We start from the raw sequence: 16,324 nt of genomic DNA, 5'->3' as shown, positions 1-16,324 counted from the left end.
GCGACCTCGGTCACAGCCGTCCCCAGCCGCTTTGCTCGAACAGCCGCCGCTCGAACCACCACGGCGAGGGGTTGAGCGGATCGGGCAGCGTCCGCGCGGCGAACCGCCGATCGACCCGCGACAGCACGGCGCCGACCAGCGCCCGGTCCCGGCGCGGCAGCTCGGCCAGCACCCGAGCGAGGAGCCAGCGTGTGCCGACCGGGTCGCAATCTGGGTGCGGGGAGGCCGGCAGGGTCAGCCGGAAGGGCGGCCGGGTGGCGCGGTCCCAGTCTTCGAGCAGGTCGGCCACGAACCCGGGCGAGCCGCCCGCGGCGGCTTCGGCGAAGGCGAGCTGCCGCTGCGCGCGCCGGGAGAGGTGGGGAATCTTGGCCGGCGGCGGTCCGGCGACGTCGAGTCGCTGGGCGCGGCGCAGGCTTGCGGGCCGCCTACGCGGCATCGCCCTTTCGGCATTGGGTGCTCATGAAGCCAGCATCCCAGGCGGCCGGGGCCCGTCACAAGACAGCGGGCGCCGGGTACCCGAGGCGCGATCCCGCAGCGACGGCCGGGCCGCCACCCTTACAAAACCCCGCTCACCTCGCGAGCCGCGGCCCGCAACCCGTCCAGCGAGGCCTGCGTCGAGCGCGGGTTCAGCGCGTTCGCCGCCAGCCGGAACAGCACCGCCCGCAACAGCAGCTGCGGCCACTCCGGCAGGTGCGCCCACCGCTCCAGCAGCTCCCGCGTCGCCCCGCCCCACGCCAGCGCGTCCACCGCGACGATCGCGGCGCCGTACTCACCCGGGCGGTAGTACGGCACGAAGTCCACCAGGCCCGGTGCCCCGGTGCCGTCGAACAGCAAGCCCGCCAGCAGTTCGCCGTGCGCCACCTGCGACGGCAGGCGGATCGGACGGCGGGCACCCGCCAGCACCTCGAACCAGCGGCCGCCCTTCGTCTCTTCCAGCGGAACCTCGAGTTCCTCCCACGCCACCCGGTCGGCGATCGCGTCGACGTCGCGGCGGGTGGCCAGGAACTCCGGCCGGGGCAGGCCCAGCGTCGCGCGGTGGAGCTTCACCGCCGCCAGCACCGACGCGTCGCCGCGGTGCTCGGGCGTGCCGGAGACGAAGCGGGACGCCGTCCAGCCGCCGACGATCCAGCGGCCGTCGCTGGAGCCGACCGGCTTCGCGACCCGCAGTCCCGGCTCGGCGATGTAGTCGAGGGCGCGGGCGGTCCACAGCGTCTTCGCCTTGTCGGTGACCGGCTTGAGCACGAGGTCGCCGCAGCGCCACGCCGTCGAGTCCGGCAGCGGTTCGCTGGCGTCGTCGAGGCCGCCGAAGGCCGAGCAGACGTGCGCCGGAGGGCGTTCGAGGGTTGACCGCACGAGTCTTGACGTTACCCGGCCGGGTGGTCCACGTTCGAGAAGACGCGCTGGTCACACAGTGTTTTGCGACTCGGACGAAACGCCGCGAAGGCCGCCCCCGGAAGCCGGGGGCGGCCTTCGCGAAAAGCCACTGTCAGTAGGTCGGCAGGCTCGGGTCGATCTGCTTCGCCCACGCCAGGACACCGCCACCGAGGTGCGTCGCGTCCTTGAAGCCGGCCGCGTGCAGGGCGGCGAGGGCCTCCGCCGAGCGGGCGCCCGACTTGCAGTGCAGGACGATCGGCTTGTCCTGCGGCAGTTCCGCCAGCGCCTCGCCCGAGAGGATGCGGTCCTTCGGGATCAGCGTCGCGCCCTTGATGTTGACGATCTCGTACTCGTGCTGCTCGCGGACGTCGATCAGGGCGAAGTTGTCGCCGTTGTCGAACTTGGCCTTGAGCTCCGCCGGCGTGATCGTGCTGCCCGACGCGGCCTGGGCGGCCTCGTCCGAGACGACACCGCAGAACGCCTCGTAGTCGATCAGCTCGGTGATCTTCGGGGTCTCCGGGTCCTTGCGGATCTTGACCTCGCGGTACTTCATCTCCAGCGCGTCGTAGCTGATCAGACGGCCGAGCAGCGGCTCGCCGATGCCGGTGAGCAGCTTGATCGCTTCGGTCACCATGATCGAGCCGATGGACGCGCAGAGCACGCCCAGCACGCCACCCTCGGCGCAGGAGGGGACCATGCCCGGGGGCGGCGGCTCCGGGTAGAGGTCGCGGTAGTTGAGGCCCTTGCCGTTCGGCGCGTCCTCCCAGAACACGCTGACCTGGCCCTCGAACCGGAAGATCGAGCCCCACACGTACGGCTTGCCCAGCAGCACGGCGGCGTCGTTCACGAGGTAGCGCGTGGCGAAGTTGTCGGTGCCGTCGACGATGAGGTCGTACTGCTCGAAGATCTCGAGCGCGTTCGACGAGTCCAGCCGGTCGGTGTGCAGGTGCACCTTGACCAGGGGGTTGATCTCGGCGATCGACTCCTGCGCCGACGCGGCCTTGAGCTTGCCGACGTCGGACTGGCCGTGGATGACCTGGCGCTGCAGGTTCGACTCGTCGACGACGTCGAAGTCGACGATGCCGAGCGTGCCGACGCCGGCCGCGGCCAGGTAGAGCAGCGCGGGGCTGCCGAGGCCGCCGGCGCCGATGACCAGGACCTTGGCGTTCTTCAGCCGCTTCTGCCCGGTCACCCCGACGTCCGGGATGATCAGGTGACGGCTGTACCGCGCCACCTCTTCCTTGGTGAGCTCGGCAGCCGGCTCGACGAGCGGCGGCAGTGCTGACATGGGTCCTCCATCTCGCGCGCGGTTCGCGTCCATCCCACTATGCACAACACGCGCAGGCAAACAGACCTTCCCCCATGCCACATACTGGGAAGGTCTTACGGAGTGGGATTGGGCCAGGCGTTCGGCGTGCAGACGCGGCCGTCCTTGGCCACCTTGCCCTTGTCGCCGCCGGGGATGTCGTTGAGCATCGAGACGTAGTCGTCGGAGACGCCGAACGACTGCTGCATCATCACCGGGGCCGGCTGGCCGTTACCACCGCAGCCGACGTGCTGGTTGCCCAGTGCGTGGCCGACCTCGTGGTTGATGGCGTACTGGCGGTAGCCGGTCATGTCCGCGTAGAACGCCTTCGCGCCGCGCACCCAGCGGGCCAGGTTGATCAGCACCCGGCCCATGCTCTTGCGGTAGCAGGACGCCTCGAAGGTGATCTGGAAGCCGCACGCGTCGGCGCGGTGCGTCGTCTCCGGCGTGGTGAGGCTCACGCGGAACGACGGGTTCGGGAAGTTCGCGTCGACGCGCTGGAGGGCGATCTTGCCGTCCCACGTCCAGCTCTTGGGATCGGACAGCGTGCCCTGGACCGCGGCGGCGAAGGCGTCGTCGCCGGCGTAGCTCGAGGCGTCGATGCCGTCCTCGACCTCGACGGTGTAGGTGTAGAGCTTGCCGCTGCCGACCTTGGGGCCGCTGCCGGGGACGACGTGCCAGCTGCCCCGGCCGGCCTGGGTGAACGGGCTGCCGTTCGGCAGGTCCGCCGTCGGGACCTTGAGGTCGACCGGCTTGGCCGGGTTCTCCGGGATGCCCGCTTCGCCCTCGCCGTCGATGGCGCCGCCGGCCGCGTCGCCGCCCGCCGACTCGACGCCGGGCGCGGCGCTCTGCTCGGCGATCGGCTGGGCCGGGCTGGTGGCCGTGTTGACCACGACGAGCACGGTCAGCACGACGAGGATCGGCAGGGCGTAGACGCGCCAGCCGTAGGTCTTGGTGAGCTTCGCGAGACCGGACTTCGGCGGCGCTTCCTTCGGCTGCTCGCGCGGCGTCTCGACGTGGGGCTTCCAGGAGGCGCTCAGCGGCTCGGCGCTGGTCCGCCGCCCGCCCGGGCGGTAGCGGTCCTCGGTGACGCGCTGCGCCGGCGCCTTCGACGACGGGCGGTACTGCCCGGTGCGCGGCGACTCCTCGGGCTCTGGGGTCCGGCGGCCCGACGCGCGGTGGGGAGCCCGCCGATCGTCGCCTCGCGCGTCCTGCTTCACCCGGTCCACCGCACCAGGGTGCCACAGCGCCACCGAACCGTTATCGGCGACTGGCTGACCACGCAGGGGTTTGTCCTCACTCGATCGGGCTACCAGGTACCGGCTTCGACGTGCTCCCACATGCCCAGAACGGCCTTGGCGACGACCACCGGACGCTCCATCTGCGCCACGTGCCCGGTCCGCGGCAGCACCAGCAGCCGCGCCCGCGGGATCGCCCGCGCGGTCCGCACGGCCCGCTTCACCGAGATGACGCGGTCCTCCCGGCCCCAGACCACCAGCGTCGGCGCCGTCACCCGTGGCGCGACCGACCACAGCGACGCCTTCCCGAGCGTCGACCAGGCCCGGAAGATGGCGAACGTGCTGCGGGCCATCGCGGGCGCCGCCCAGGTGAAGCCGGCGCGGGCGCCGTGCTCCTCGGTGAGCTCGTCGAGCCGGCTGTCCGGGAACCTCGACGGGTCCGCGAAGCAGAGCTTGATGACCTGCGCGGCGCGTTCGCGCGGCCCCAGCGCCGCGAGCTGGGCCCGCACGCGGGCGCCGACCAGCGGCAGGTAGGCGAGCGCCATCCGCGGGTCGGACAACCGGCGCGGGTCGGGCCGCCGGTCCGGGACCGCCGGCGAGATGAGCGTGAGCGTCTTGACCAGCTCCGGGCGCCGCGCGGCGACGAGCAGCGCGATCGCCCCGCCCATCGAGTTGCCGAACAGGTGCACCGGCCCACCGACCGCTGCCGAGACAGCCGGAGCTTCGCCCCGGGGCGGGGACTCCGCCACCCGCGCCCCCGAAAAACCGGTTTCGATGTGCCGCGCGACGACGTCGGCGTGCGCGTCGAGGGTGAAGTCGAAGCCCGCTTCGGGCTCGGAGTAGCCGAATCCGGGCAGGTCGGGGGCGGTGCCGCCGGCGACCGGGGCGAGCAGCGCGGCCAGGTCGGTCCAGTTCGTCGACGAGCCGCCGAGGCCGTGGACGTACACCGCGGGCACGCCGTCGGGTCCCGGCGTGCGGCGGACGTGGAGCCGCGCGGTCCCGACTTCTTCGAAGGCCGCCGGCCACGGCGGTTTCAACGGCTCGAGAGACGGCAATTCCCTGGTCGACAGGGGCACGTGCGTCAGCGGCGCCCGCGCGGTCACGGCGGTGTTCACGGAACCAGGATGCCCGACCCGTGGCACGGCATACATACCGGCGAGTAATCTTCAGGACGACTTCACGCGGTGGCGACCCCGCCCGTCGAAGGTGTGAAGACGGGAGGATGAGCATGACGGAGATGACGCGGCTGCAGCAGCGCGGGGTGCGGCTGCCCCGGACGGAGCGCCGGGCCCAGCTCCTCGCCGCGGCCCAGCGGGTCTTCGCCGAGAACGGCTACCACGCCGCCGCGATGGACGAGATCGCCGAAGTGGCCGGTGTCAGCAAGCCGGTTCTCTACCAGCACTTCCCCGGCAAGCTCGATCTGTACATCGCGCTGCTGGAGAGCCACGTCGACGAGCTGGTCAAGCGCGTGCAGACGGCGCTGGACTCGACCACCGAAAACCGCCAGCGCGTCCCGGCGACGGTCGGGGCGTTCTTCGACTTCGTCAGCGAGGACGCGGGCGCGTTCCGGATGGTGTTCGAGTCCGACCTGCGCGGCGAGCCGGCGGTCCAGGAAGCGGTCGACCGCGCGACGTCGGCGAGCGTGGACGCGATCACGGAGACGATCACGGCGGACGCCGGCCTCGACGAGGACAAGGCGCGGCTGCTGGCGGTGGGGCTGGTCGGGATGAGCCAGGTCAGCGCCCGGTTCTGGCTGCAGCACCACCAGTCGATGAGCCAGGAGGAGGCGGTGGCCCTGACGGCCAACCTCGCCTGGCGCGGCATCGGCGGCGGCTTCCCCCTCAAGGACGCCTGAACCGCACTTTCATAGGGAAAGCTCCGCTTTGTGTCGCAAAGCGGAGCTTTCCCTATGAAAGATGCCTAGTTGCCGCGAGTGGCGACGCGGACCAGGGTGGAGATGCGGCGGGCGACCTCGAAGGGGCGTTCCTGCGGGAGCATGTGACCCGCGCCCGGGAACCGGACGAACTCCGCGTGCGGCAGCTCGTCCGCGATCACCTTCGCGTGCGCCAGCGGGCACAGCCGGTCCCGCTCCCCCGCCAGCACCACCGACGGCACGTCGCACAGCGCGCCCAGCCCGCCCACACCGCGGTGGGCGGCGATCGCGTCCAGGAACAGCCCCGCGCTCGCCGGGTGCGCGCACAGCAGCTGCTCGACGACGCTGTCGACCTGCGCCCGCCCCGGGCGTGCCCCGAAGACGAGCTGCCGGGCGCCCGAGCGGACCATCGCCGGCCGCAGCCGCAGCGTGTCCGACCGCAGCCGGGCGAGCAGGCGGGCCACCCGCGGCTCGAAGCGCGTCACGCCGCGGCCGACCAGGCCCGGGAACCCCAGCGTCAGCTGGTCCATGTCCCCCGACGACGTCGCCACGAACGCCGCGCCCGCCAGCCGCTCCGACACCAGCTCCGGGTGCCGTTCGGCCAGCACCATGAGCGTCATGCCGCCCATCGAGTGCCCGGCCAGCACGAGCGGGCCCGACGGGACGCGGTCGGCGATCAGCTCGGCCAGGTCGTCGGCCAGCCGCGAGATCGTCGCCGAACCGGGGCGCGCGTGCGCCGAACCGCCGTGGCCGCGCAGGTCGTAGCGCAGCACGCGCACGCCGGGGTCCAGGTGCGGCAGCACGAAGTCCCACGTCCGGTGGTCCTGCGTCCAGCCGTGCACCAGCACCAGCGTGACCGCCGAGTCGGCCGGGCCCGACTCCTCGACGTGCAGCGCGGCGCCGTCGCTCGCGACGAACCGGTGCCCGATCGAGGGGTCGCGCAGCCGCGACGCGGTCGTCACCGGCCCGCCGGGAGCAGGAAGGACTTGCGCCAGAAGTACTTCCCGGGCAGCCCGACCAGGCCGGACTCCTCGAGGAACGGCATGATCTTCTCCCCCGCCCACGCGATCGTCCCCTGCCAGTGCGGGTTGTTCAGCGCCGCTTCGACGCCGTCGCGCGGCCGGATGCCGACCGCCTTGTAGACGTTCGGGTTGATGAACGCCCGCGTCACGAAGTACGAGATCAGCGCGATGATGAACTGCTGGTAGGCGATCTCGGCCTTCGACAGCTTCGCCATCCCGCGCGTGACCTCTTCGCGGGCGAAGGTGACGTGCCGGGCCTCTTCGAGCACGTGGATCCGGTTGACCATCCGGACCAGCGGCTGGACGCCTTCGTCGTTCATCTGCTCGCGCTGCAGCCGGTCGAGGACCTCCTCGGCGACCAAGATCGCGCCGTAGCGCGCCGGGCCGTAGGAGATCGACGGCATGAGCTTCGCCAGCTTCCGCAGCCACGGCACCGGGCCGTAGGCGGGGCAGCCGATCCGCGACGCCATCCGCGCGAACATCGTCGAGTGCCGGCATTCGTCGGCGATCTCGGTGAGCGCGAACTGGGCGTGCGCGGACGTCGGGTCCTGCTCGTAGACCTCCTTCAGCAGCATCTGCATCAGGAGGATTTCGAACCACAGCCCGGTGGTCGCGACGCTGGCGACCTCGTGCTTGCCCAGCTCGATGCGCTGCTCCGGGGTCAGCTCGTCCCACAGCTTCGTGCCGTACAGCGAGGAGCGTTCGTCCAGGATGAAGCGTTTGCCCTCGACCAGCGGCGCGGCCCAGTCGATGTCGACGTCGGGGTCGTAGAACTTGTTCGCCGACGACTTCAGCAGGCGTTCCGCGGTCTTGTCGCGGTCCGGTTCCTTCAGCGTCCGCGTCATTGCCGACACCCCTTCCGCAATGTGTAACTTGAGGTAACAGTTACCTGTGCGTAGCATGACCTTCGTGATCGAACGTGTCAAGCGCTCCGGCAAGCAGTCCAGCAAGGCCTCGCGTGGCGAGGAGACGACCGGCGACGCCCGGCGCGACCGCTGGCGCAAGCACCGGATCGCGCGGCGCAAGGAGTTCGTCGAAGCCGCGTTGCGGGCGCTCGACACGCACGGCCCCGACCTCGGCATGGAGGACGTCGCCGCGGAGGCCGGCGTCACGAAACCGGTGCTGTACCGGCACTTCGACGACAAAGCCGACCTCTACGTGGCGCTCGGCCAGCGCGGCACGGAGATCCTGTTCGAGCGGCTGATCCCGGCGATCAACGCCGAACTGGCGCCGGTGCCGCGGATCCGGATGGCGCTCGACGCGTTCTTCACCGTGATCGAGGAGCACCCGAACCTGTACCGGCTGCTCGCGCACGGGCGGCCGGAGAAGCCGGTGTCGTCGGACGTCGTGGCCGAGGACAAGGAGCTGATCGCGTCGGCGCTGACCGCGCTGCTCGGCGACTACATGCGGATGTTCAACATGGACTCCGGCGCGGCCGAGCCGTGGGCGCACGGCATCGTCGGCATGGTCCAGAACACCGGCGAGTGGTGGCTGGACCGCCGGTCGATGGGCCGCGACTCGGTCGTGGAGTACCTGACGCAGATCATCTGGGCGGCCATCGACGGGCTGAGCCGCCAGCACGGCGTCGTCATCGACCCGAACCAGCCCCTGGAAGCCAACAAGGTGGTCCAGCTGGGCCGCGCCGAAGCGGTGGAGGAGACCTCATGAGCGAGCACGACGAAGACGGCTACAGCGGCGAAGCGACCCTCGTGGTCGACGGCGTGTCCGTGTCGACGACGGTGGAGCTGCGCGGCTACTTCCAGCCGATCGACGGCTATTACCGCTGGTACGGCCGGGTGGCGGTGAACGAGGAGCTGACCAAGCTCGCCGGCGGCAAGAAGAAGCCGGTGTCGATCCAGGCGGGCGAGTACACGGCGGACGGCGAGCTGTCCGACCCGGACCCGTGGGGCCGCTACCGGATCATGGGGACGAGCACCCCGCCGTTCCACGTCCCGACGTCGCTCGAAGAGCTGAACGCGTAACGGCGAGGCGCTCGCGGGCCTCAGGGCAGGCGCGGGCCGGGCAGCTCGACGCCCGGGATCAGGCCGTTGGCGATGTCGGTGGCGCGCCACTTCCGCACGGTCAGCTCGACGGCCGTGACCGGCGCGTCGAGGAACGGCGCCGCCTCCGGCACCTTCGCCACGAGCAGCTCGCGCACCCGCGCGTCCCCTTCGCCGCCGACGACCTCGGCGAGCGCCTGGGCCTGCAGGAACGGCTGCATCGGCGAGCCGGTGGAGACGACCACCGAAACGACCGGGTTCTCCCGGATGGCGGCCAGCGTCCGGCCGCGGTCCTCGAGGACGAGGTTCAGGGTGAACTCGCCGCTTTCGGCGAAGTACACCCCGCCGACCCACGGCCCGGTGCTGCCCGAGGTGGCGAGGAACAACGACTTGTGCGCGGAGAGCGTGCTCCGCACGAGGTCCGCGACGGCGGACTGCTCGAGAGTGGTCACCGGCCGAAGCTAGGTGGCGGAAACCCGACACACCAAGCGAAACACCACAATCCGGTGAACCCGGGGCATGCTTAAGGCCGCCACGGGCTCGCGCCGGCAACGTCGGGTCAGGCGCCGGGCGCGGCCGCCCCCACCGGCATCGCGGCGCCCGCGCCACCCGAGCCGCCAGCAGCAGCTCGCCCGCCCCGATCGACGACGCCCGCCACGGCGCCGGCGCCGAGGGGTCACTCGACCAGCCGACCTTCGACGCCCGAACCCAGGCATGCGAAAGGCCGCCACGGGCTCGCGCCGGCAACGCCGGGTCAGGCACCGAGCGCGGCCGCCCCCACCGGCGTCGCGACGCCCGCGCCACCCGAGCCGCCAGCAGCAGCTCGCCCGCCCGGCCGACGACGCCCGCCACGGCGCGGACGCCGAGGGGCCACTCGACCGGCCGACCTTCGACGCGCGAACCCGGGCATGCGAAAGGCCACCCCGGGAACGTCCCGGAGTGGCCTTGGCCGCGAGGGATCAGTCGCCGACGCCGAAGCCGACCTTGCGGACGTCGGACGGGGCGATCTCGACGTACGCGATGCGGTCGGAGGGGACGATGTACTTGCGCCCCTTCTCGTCGCTGATGCGGAAGAGCCCGTCACCGGCCGTCAGGGCCTCGGCGACCAGCTTCTCCACCTCTTCGGGAGACTGGCCGCTGGACACCACCAGCTCGCGCGGTGTGTCCTTGATGCCGATCTTGACCTCCACGTGGGACCTCCGCTGGAAATTCGTAAGGGATGTGCTCGGCAAGGCTAACCGAACGGGCTCGTTCCGGTGGCGCATGACCGCGCCTGACCGCGTCGTCAATTCCGGGTACTCCATCGGGGTCAGCCCAGGCCGAGCGCCTGCATGCGCTTGGTGTGCCCCTGCTGCAACCGCCGGAACAGCGCCGCAATTCCGGAGAGGTCGCCGGAGCCGCCGATGATGAGCTCGGCCAGGCCGTCGCGCTCGGCGACGACGTACTGGGCCTGGGTCAGTGCCTCGCCGAGCAGGCGGCGGCCCCACAGGGCGAGTTTGTCGCGGGTCTTGGGGTCGGCTTGGATGCCGGCGGCCACTTCGCGCTCCGCGAACGCCGAGTGGCCGGTGTCGGCGAGGACGGTGAGCACCAGGTCCTTGGTCTCCGGGTCGAGCCAGCTGGCGATCTCGCGGTAGAGGTCCGCGGCCAGCCCGTCGCCCACGTAGGCCTTGACCAGCGATTCCAGCCACGACTTCGGTGGCGTCGAGGCGTGCCAGGCGTCGACCTGGGCCACGAACGGCGCCATCGCGTCCTCGATCTTGACGCTCTGGGCGGCCAGGTGCTGGGCCAGCAGCCCGTAGTGACCGATCTCGGCGGCCGCCATCGTCGCCAGGGCGGCGCGCCCGGCCAGCGTGGGGGCGGTGCGTGCGTCCTCGGCCAGCCGGTCGAAGGCGGAAAGTTCGAGGTAGGCGATCACACCCAGCAGGTCGACTACGCCTTCGCTGATCTCTTTCGGGTCGGTCACGGCGGCCAGGGTAGCGCCGAAGCACCCGGACGTGCCGCGACGAGACCGATCCCACTGGCTCCGGCGCGGCGGGTACTGTCGAAAAACTGCTGACCAGGTACACTGTCTTTGATAAAGAAGCTTCCGTACGTCATACCGACGTCGGGAAACAGGCAGGTCACGTGGCTTGCCGACGTACTGCAATGTGCGTGCACGCCTCTTCCGGCATTCCCGGGACGGACCGGTTCCGCGCTCCAGTTCAGCGCCAGGGACCAGGGTTTACTCCCGGTCGAGTGTCGAGCGGACCCACGGCTGTGCGCGCTGGTCACGAGAGAGGCGATCACCCTGACCGCAGAAATTCCCACAACCGAACAGACCCCCGCCGTCGCGCTGGAGCACAGCGAGACCGGCCCGGCCGCGCTCGACACCTCGCACCCGCTGCAGGCGGGTGTCGAGGTCGAGCCCGAGAACCCGACCTTCGCGTCCTTCGGCGTCAAGCCGGAGATCGTCAAGGCCCTGGGCGAGGCCGGCATCGAGCGCACCTTCGCGATCCAGGAGCTCACCCTGCCGCTGGCGATGGCCGGCGACGACCTCATCGGCCAGGCCCGCACCGGCATGGGCAAGACGCTGGGCTTCGGCGTCCCGCTGCTGCACCGCGTGCAGGTGCCGGGCGACGGCACCCCGCAGGTGCTGGTCGTGGTGCCGACCCGCGAGCTGTGCATCCAGGTCGCCAACGACCTCAAGGGCGCCGGCAAGCACCTCGGCATCCGCACCCTGGCCATCTACGGCGGCCGCCCCTACGAGCCGCAGATCGAGGCCCTCCGCAAGGGCATCGACGTCGTGATCGGCACCCCGGGCCGCCTGCTCGACCTGGCCGAGCAGCAGCACCTGGTGCTCGGCAAGGTCCGCGGCCTGGTGCTGGACGAGGCCGACGAGATGCTGGACCTGGGCTTCCTGCCCGACATCGAGCGCATCCTCCGGATGGTGCCGGACGAGCGGCAGACCATGCTGTTCTCGGCCACCATGCCCGGCCCGATCATCACGCTGGCCCGCACGTTCCTGCGCCAGCCGACCCACATCCGCGCCGAAGAGAACGACGCGAGCGCGATCCACGAGCGCACCACCCAGTTCGTCTACCGGGCGCACTCGATGGACAAGCCCGAGGTCATCGCCCGCGTCCTGCAGGCCGAGGACCGCGGCCTGACGATGATCTTCAGCCGCACCAAGCGCACCGCGCAGAAGGTGGCCGACGATCTGGTCGAGCGCGGCTTCGCCGCCGCCGCCGTGCACGGTGACCTGGGCCAGGGCGCCCGCGAGCAGGCGTTGCGCGCGTTCCGCTCCGGCAAGGTCGACGTCCTGGTCGCGACCGACGTCGCGGCCCGGGGCATCGACATCGACGACGTCACGCACGTGATCAACTACCAGTGCCCGGACGACGAGAAGACCTACGTCCACCGCATCGGCCGCACCGGCCGCGCGGGCCGGACCGGCGTCGCCGTCACGCTCGTCGACTGGGACGAGATGCCGCGCTGGAAGCTGATCTCGGACACCCTCGGCCTCGACAAGCCGGAGCCGGTGGAGACGTACTCGTCGTCGCCGCACCTGTTCGAGGACCTGGGCATCCCGGAGGGCACGAAGGGCCGGCTGCCGCTGGCCAACCGCACCCGCGCGGGCCTGGCCGCCGAGGAGGAAGAGGACCTGGGCGGCAAGAAGCGCGGCCCGCGTGGCCGGGGCAAGGCCGGCGAGGCCGCTCCGGAAGAAGCGCCGCGCAAGCGCGCCCGCGCCCCGCGCAAGCGCACCCGCGGTGGTTCGCGGGCGGCCGAGGCGATCGAGTCCGCGGACAACGCCGCCACCTCCTCGGAAGACGCTCCCGCCGGCGAGGGGCGGAGCCGTTCGCGGCGCCGCACCCGCACCGGCAACGCCCCGGAAGCGACCGGCCCGGCCGTCGAGAAGGAAGCCGGCGAGAACGCCGAGCGCCCCGCTCGTCGGCGCCGCCGTCGCCGCCCGGCGGCCACGTCTGATACACCTGCGTCGGCAGACTGAGGCCTACGCACGGGGGTCGGGTAAGTGAGCGAAGACGAGAAGGCGCCCGAGAGCGCGCCTGAACCGGTCGAGCCCGCGGAAGAACCGGCCCCCGAGTACGGCTCCGAAGACGTCCTCGAGGACGTTCCCGCACCTGCGCCCGCTCCGCGCGTCAAGGCACGTCGTTCGCCTTGGAACCGCGGACGGGACCGGGTGCTCGCCGCGGGTCTCGCGGTGGCCGTGGTGGCGGTCGCGCTGGTCATCGGCGCGACCAGCGACAGCGCGGCCACCGACCACACCGAGGCGGCCCCGCCCCCGCCGTTGCCCGCGGCCCCGGACAAGGTGCCGGGCTCGCTGGCGGAGCTGTGGAGCGCCCGCAGCGGCGCGACCCCGGTCCCGGTGGTGGCGGGTGACGCGGTGGCCACGGCCGACGGCGGCGAGGTCGCCGCCCGCGACCCGCTCACCGGCCAGATCCGCTGGCACTACGCGCGTGACCGGCAGCTCTGCACGATGAACGAGACGTGGGGGCGGCTGAACGCCGTCTACCACAAGGACGTCAACTGCAGTGAAGTGACGCAGCTGGACCCGGCCACGGGCCGGATCACGGCGCAGCGCAACGGCAACGCCGAGCTGGGCACGCAGCTGGTCAGCGACGGCTCCCACGTGACGGCGACGGGCAAGAAGCTCCTCGACACCTGGCGCGACGACCTCGTGAAGAGCGCCGAGTACGGCGAGGTCCCGGCGCTGGTCAACGCGGGAAAGCAACCGCGCACGGGCTGCATGTACGGCACGGTGGCGGCGTCGTCGGGCAAGGTCGGCGTGATCGAGCGCTGCCCGGGCGACCCGGCCGACCGCCTGACGGTCTACAAAGCGGCCCCGGAGAAGGACGACGAGCCCCAGGTCAGCTTCAGTTCGGTGCTGGCGGGCAAGCGCGCCCGCGTGGTCGCGATGTCGGGTGAGCTGACGGCGGTGGTGCTGCCGGACCAGAAGCTCCTGGTCACGTACAACGGCGACGGCACCCAGCGCGCGGCGTACCCGCTGGACGTCCCGCCTTCGGACCTGGCCCAAGACCCCCCGGCGGGCGTCGAGGCGACCACCCAGACGGCGGCGAACGTGTACTGGTTCAGCGGCTCGAAGGTGCTGGCCCTGTCCCGCGACGACCTGTCCCCCCGCTGGACGCTGGGCAGCGCGATGGGCCCGGGCATCACGTTCGCGAACCAGCTGGTGATCCCCATCAAGGGCGGCCTGGCGGTGCTGAACGAAAACGACGGCTCGACGATCCGGACGGTCGGCGTCGACCGCCGCGGCTACACCGGAGCAGTCCGCCTGGGTGCGGCCGGGCCGGTGCTGCTGGAGGAGCGCGGGGACACGCTGACCGCGCTCAAGTGAGCCAGAAGAGGGTCACCGCGGAGGCGGCGAAGAGGACGACGGCGACGCCTGCCCCGGCGGCGGCTGGACCGTTTCGCCGGTCGGCGACGCGCTGGGCGAGCAGGGCGAGGGCCGCGGCGATGGGGTGGCCGACGAGGAGCGTCGCCCCGGGGCCCGGAGCGCCGGTGTAGAGACAGACGCCGGCGACGACCAGGACACCGAGGGCGAGCACGGTCAGGCCGGCGGCCAGTGAGCCGGTGAGGCCTCGCCACCAGCGCCCACGTTCTTTCGCCGGGGCTGGGGTTTCTGCCGCTTCGGGTTCCGGTTCGGCCGGATCCGGTTCGATCCGCTCAGGCGCGACCCGCTCTTGCGGCACGGTGTGCGCTTCAGCCCGGTCGGCGGCGGGCAGCTCGTGCGGCGCGGTCTCGGCCTCCGCCGCACCCGCAGCGGGCAGCGCGTGCCGCGCGGTCTCCGCCTCGGACGCAGCAGCTTCACCCTCGCCGACGGTGGGCAACTCGTGCCGCGCGGTCTCCGCCTCCGCCGCCCCGGCAGCAGCCAGCTCGCGCGGCGTAGTCACCGCTCCCGCCACACCGGCAGCGGGCAACTCCTGCCGCGCGATCTCCGCCTCTGCCGCACCGGTCGGAGCGCCGGTCTCGGCCGCACCGCGCGCAACCCGCCCCCGCGCCACCTGCTCCGGCGCCGCAGCACGCTCCTCGCCGACGGTGGGCAACTCGTGCGGCGTGGTCTCGGCCTCCGCCGCGCCGGTCCGAACGCCGGTCGGAGCGCCGGGGTCGGCGGCACCGCGCGCAACCCGCCCCCGCGCCACCTGCTCCGGCGCAGCAGCTTCACCCTCGCCGTCGGTGGGCAACTCCTGCCGCGCGGTCTCCGCCTCCGCCGCACCGGTCCGAACGCCGGTCGGAGCGCCGGTCTCGGCCGCACCGCGCGCAACCCGCCCCCGCGCCACCTGCCCCGGCGCAGCAGCTTCACCCTCGCCGACGGTGGGCAACTCCTGCCGCGCGGTCTCCGCCTCCGCCGCACCGGTCCGAACGCCGGTCGGAGCACCCGTCTCGGCCGCACCGCGCGCAACCCGCCCCCGCGCCACCTGCTCCGGCGCCGCAGCACGCTCCTCGCCGCCGCCGTCGGGCTCCGCCCGCTGCGGCGGCGCGGGCGTACCTGCCGCCACGGGGAGCGTCGCCAGCTTGTCGGTGTCCGGTGAAGCCACATTCCCTCCCGTTCAGGGCGCGAGCAGGTCCCACGGCTGCAACTGCTGGGCCGTCTCCTGGCCCGCCGCGCAGCTCGGCCTGAAGTCGCACCAGGCGCAACGCCGGTCCGGGCGGGCCGGGAACAGCACGTCCCCGTCGCCGCCCGCTTTCAGGGTATCCGTGGCGAGCCTGAGGTCTCCGGCGGTCTCGTCGGCGCGTTGGAGGTGGCGCCGGAGGCTTTCCGGGGTGTGCTCCGCCGCCGCGATCGTGCCCGTCGGGAGGTGGTGCAGCTCGACCGTCGTGCACGGCATGCGCAGCGTCCGCGCCGCCGCGACCGCGTACAGCGCCAGTGCCTGCGACGCCCGTGCTTCGTACTCGTCCGGGGGACGGCGGCCCGTCTTGTAGTCGACGATGACCAGTTCGCCCTCGCGCGCGTCGATGCGGTCCGCGCGGCCCTCGATGATCATCGACGGCCGCTCCCCCGGCACCGGGTTGACCGGCGCCGACACCCAGCGCTCCAGGCCGGCCGGCTCGTGCGTGACGTCGTTGTCCTCGACGTACTCCGCCACCCAGCCCTTGGCCCGCGCCCGGTAGCGCGCCGCCTGCTCCTCGCTCTCGAAGCCCGCGTCCTTCCAGAACTCGGCCACCAGCGCCACCGCCCGCTGCGGCACCCGCTTGAGCACCGGCAGGTCGAACAGCGCCCGCAACGCGTTGTGCACCACCGCGCCGAGCGTGCTGTGCGCCCACGGCCCGGTGCGCTGCGGCGTCGGCCGGTCGAGGTAGGCGAGGCGGTATCGGCGCGGGCAATCGTCGAAGGTCGCCAGCCGCGCCGGCGAGACCTTCGTGAGCCGAACCGGTTGCGCGACGCCGAAGTCGAACCCCATCTGCTCCTTCACGGCTGCCACGCTACGCACCACCACCGACACTTTTTTCGGGGGTTCGGGTGGCGGAGCCCCCGACCTGGGGCGAAGCCCCAG

The 16,324-nt window shown here is 72.2% G+C and carries 17 protein-coding genes; 5 read left to right on the top strand and 12 right to left on the bottom strand.

Annotated elements, in window-relative coordinates; translation table 11 throughout:
* Positions 1-10 precede the first annotated feature (10 nt).
* From ACLJQM_RS04705 to ACLJQM_RS04685, 5 genes are all read right to left on the bottom strand, one after another.
* Positions 11-436: a hypothetical protein gene (locus tag ACLJQM_RS04705; RefSeq protein ID WP_360772279.1), complete on the bottom strand. Its 426-nt coding sequence runs from the start codon at positions 434-436 to the stop codon at positions 11-13.
* A 119-nt stretch (positions 437-555) separates the two neighbouring features.
* Complete coding sequence (locus ACLJQM_RS04700; protein WP_360772282.1) at positions 556-1,353, bottom strand: TIGR02569 family protein; 798 nt, start codon at positions 1,351-1,353, stop codon at positions 556-558.
* 133 nt (positions 1,354-1,486) lie between these two features.
* Positions 1,487-2,662 (bottom strand): adenylyltransferase/sulfurtransferase MoeZ, encoded by a 1,176-nt coding sequence (moeZ, locus tag ACLJQM_RS04695; RefSeq protein WP_247014492.1) that lies wholly within the window; start codon positions 2,660-2,662, stop codon positions 1,487-1,489.
* A 95-nt stretch (positions 2,663-2,757) separates the two neighbouring features.
* Positions 2,758-3,909 carry a DUF3152 domain-containing protein gene (locus ACLJQM_RS04690; protein ID WP_360772284.1) on the bottom strand — a complete coding sequence of 384 codons (1,152 nt, stop codon included), beginning with the start codon at positions 3,907-3,909 and terminating at the stop codon, positions 2,758-2,760.
* 80 nt (positions 3,910-3,989) lie between these two features.
* On the bottom strand, positions 3,990-5,033 hold the full coding sequence (locus ACLJQM_RS04685) for an alpha/beta fold hydrolase (RefSeq protein WP_247014494.1): 1,044 nt from the start codon (positions 5,031-5,033) through the stop codon (positions 3,990-3,992).
* A gap of 113 nt (positions 5,034-5,146) precedes the next feature.
* On the opposite strand from ACLJQM_RS04685, the gene ACLJQM_RS04680 reads away from it, so the two are divergent.
* A complete protein-coding gene (locus ACLJQM_RS04680; RefSeq protein ID WP_086863845.1) occupies positions 5,147-5,773 on the top strand; it encodes a TetR/AcrR family transcriptional regulator in 627 nt (208 codons plus the stop codon).
* A 65-nt stretch (positions 5,774-5,838) separates the two neighbouring features.
* Here ACLJQM_RS04680 and ACLJQM_RS04675 read toward each other — a convergent pair whose 3' ends face one another.
* On the bottom strand, positions 5,839-6,753 hold the full coding sequence (locus ACLJQM_RS04675) for an alpha/beta fold hydrolase (RefSeq protein ID WP_410630240.1): 915 nt from the start codon (positions 6,751-6,753) through the stop codon (positions 5,839-5,841).
* A complete protein-coding gene (locus ACLJQM_RS04670) occupies positions 6,750-7,658 on the bottom strand; it encodes an AurF N-oxygenase family protein (protein WP_360772291.1) in 909 nt (302 codons plus the stop codon). Before ACLJQM_RS04670 ends, ACLJQM_RS04675 begins: the two co-directional genes overlap by 4 nt.
* 55 nt (positions 7,659-7,713) lie before the next feature.
* On the opposite strand from ACLJQM_RS04670, the gene ACLJQM_RS04665 reads away from it, so the two are divergent.
* Positions 7,714-8,481 carry a TetR/AcrR family transcriptional regulator gene (locus ACLJQM_RS04665; protein WP_247014498.1) on the top strand — a complete coding sequence of 256 codons (768 nt, stop codon included), beginning with the start codon at positions 7,714-7,716 and terminating at the stop codon, positions 8,479-8,481.
* Positions 8,478-8,795 (top strand): DUF4873 domain-containing protein, encoded by a 318-nt coding sequence (locus ACLJQM_RS04660; protein ID WP_247014499.1) that lies wholly within the window; start codon positions 8,478-8,480, stop codon positions 8,793-8,795. The genes ACLJQM_RS04665 and ACLJQM_RS04660 overlap by 4 nt, the downstream gene beginning before the upstream one ends.
* 20 nt (positions 8,796-8,815) lie before the next feature.
* Here ACLJQM_RS04660 and ACLJQM_RS04655 read toward each other — a convergent pair whose 3' ends face one another.
* The 3 genes from ACLJQM_RS04655 to ACLJQM_RS04645 all read right to left on the bottom strand — a co-directional run bounded on the left by ACLJQM_RS04655 (position 8,816) and on the right by ACLJQM_RS04645 (position 10,776).
* Positions 8,816-9,265, bottom strand: coding sequence for a pyridoxamine 5'-phosphate oxidase family protein (locus ACLJQM_RS04655; protein WP_360772294.1), 450 nt, complete (start codon positions 9,263-9,265; stop codon positions 8,816-8,818).
* Between the two features lie 507 nt (positions 9,266-9,772).
* Positions 9,773-10,003: a DUF3107 domain-containing protein gene (locus tag ACLJQM_RS04650; protein ID WP_125307071.1), complete on the bottom strand. Its 231-nt coding sequence runs from the start codon at positions 10,001-10,003 to the stop codon at positions 9,773-9,775.
* A 119-nt stretch (positions 10,004-10,122) separates the two neighbouring features.
* Complete coding sequence (locus ACLJQM_RS04645) at positions 10,123-10,776, bottom strand: ferritin-like fold-containing protein (RefSeq protein WP_247014501.1); 654 nt, start codon at positions 10,774-10,776, stop codon at positions 10,123-10,125.
* A 417-nt stretch (positions 10,777-11,193) separates the two neighbouring features.
* Between ACLJQM_RS04645 and ACLJQM_RS04640 the strand changes: the two genes are divergently transcribed.
* Positions 11,194-12,798 (top strand): DEAD/DEAH box helicase, encoded by a 1,605-nt coding sequence (locus ACLJQM_RS04640; protein WP_247025333.1) that lies wholly within the window; start codon positions 11,194-11,196, stop codon positions 12,796-12,798.
* Positions 12,799-12,822: 24 nt separating this feature from the next.
* Positions 12,823-14,166 (top strand): hypothetical protein, encoded by a 1,344-nt coding sequence (locus ACLJQM_RS04635; RefSeq protein ID WP_410630239.1) that lies wholly within the window; start codon positions 12,823-12,825, stop codon positions 14,164-14,166.
* Here ACLJQM_RS04635 and ACLJQM_RS04630 read toward each other — a convergent pair.
* Entirely contained in the window at positions 14,159-15,367 is a 1,209-nt protein-coding gene (locus ACLJQM_RS04630; protein ID WP_410630238.1) for a hypothetical protein, read from the bottom strand. The genes ACLJQM_RS04635 and ACLJQM_RS04630 overlap by 8 nt on opposite strands.
* A 12-nt stretch (positions 15,368-15,379) precedes the next feature.
* Positions 15,380-16,231, bottom strand: a complete 852-nt coding sequence (locus ACLJQM_RS04625) for a RecB family exonuclease (protein WP_360772787.1) — start codon at positions 16,229-16,231, stop codon at positions 15,380-15,382.
* Positions 16,232-16,324: the final 93 nt, after the last annotated feature.

Source organism: Amycolatopsis sp. cmx-4-83 (assembly GCF_046548815.1).
GTDB lineage: Bacteria > Actinomycetota > Actinomycetes > Mycobacteriales > Pseudonocardiaceae > Amycolatopsis > Amycolatopsis pretoriensis_A.
This window is presented reverse-complemented; position numbering and strand designations above follow the sequence as displayed.

Bases quoted from the DNA above. Each gene is read 5' to 3' on its own strand.
- moeZ (WP_247014492.1), bottom strand. From the start codon at position 2,662: ATGTCAGCACTGCCGCCGCTCGTCGAGCCGGCTGCCGAGCTCACCAAG.
- ACLJQM_RS04625 (WP_360772787.1), bottom strand. From the start codon at position 16,231: ATGGGGTTCGACTTCGGCGTCGCGCAACCGGTTCGGCTCACGAAGGTC.
- ACLJQM_RS04705 (WP_360772279.1), bottom strand. From the start codon at position 436: ATGCCGCGTAGGCGGCCCGCAAGCCTGCGCCGCGCCCAGCGACTCGAC.
- ACLJQM_RS04665 (WP_247014498.1), top strand. From the start codon at position 7,714: ATGACCTTCGTGATCGAACGTGTCAAGCGCTCCGGCAAGCAGTCCAGC.
- ACLJQM_RS04660 (WP_247014499.1), top strand. From the start codon at position 8,478: ATGAGCGAGCACGACGAAGACGGCTACAGCGGCGAAGCGACCCTCGTG.
- ACLJQM_RS04680 (WP_086863845.1), top strand. From the start codon at position 5,147: ATGACGGAGATGACGCGGCTGCAGCAGCGCGGGGTGCGGCTGCCCCGG.
- ACLJQM_RS04670 (WP_360772291.1), bottom strand. From the start codon at position 7,658: ATGACGCGGACGCTGAAGGAACCGGACCGCGACAAGACCGCGGAACGC.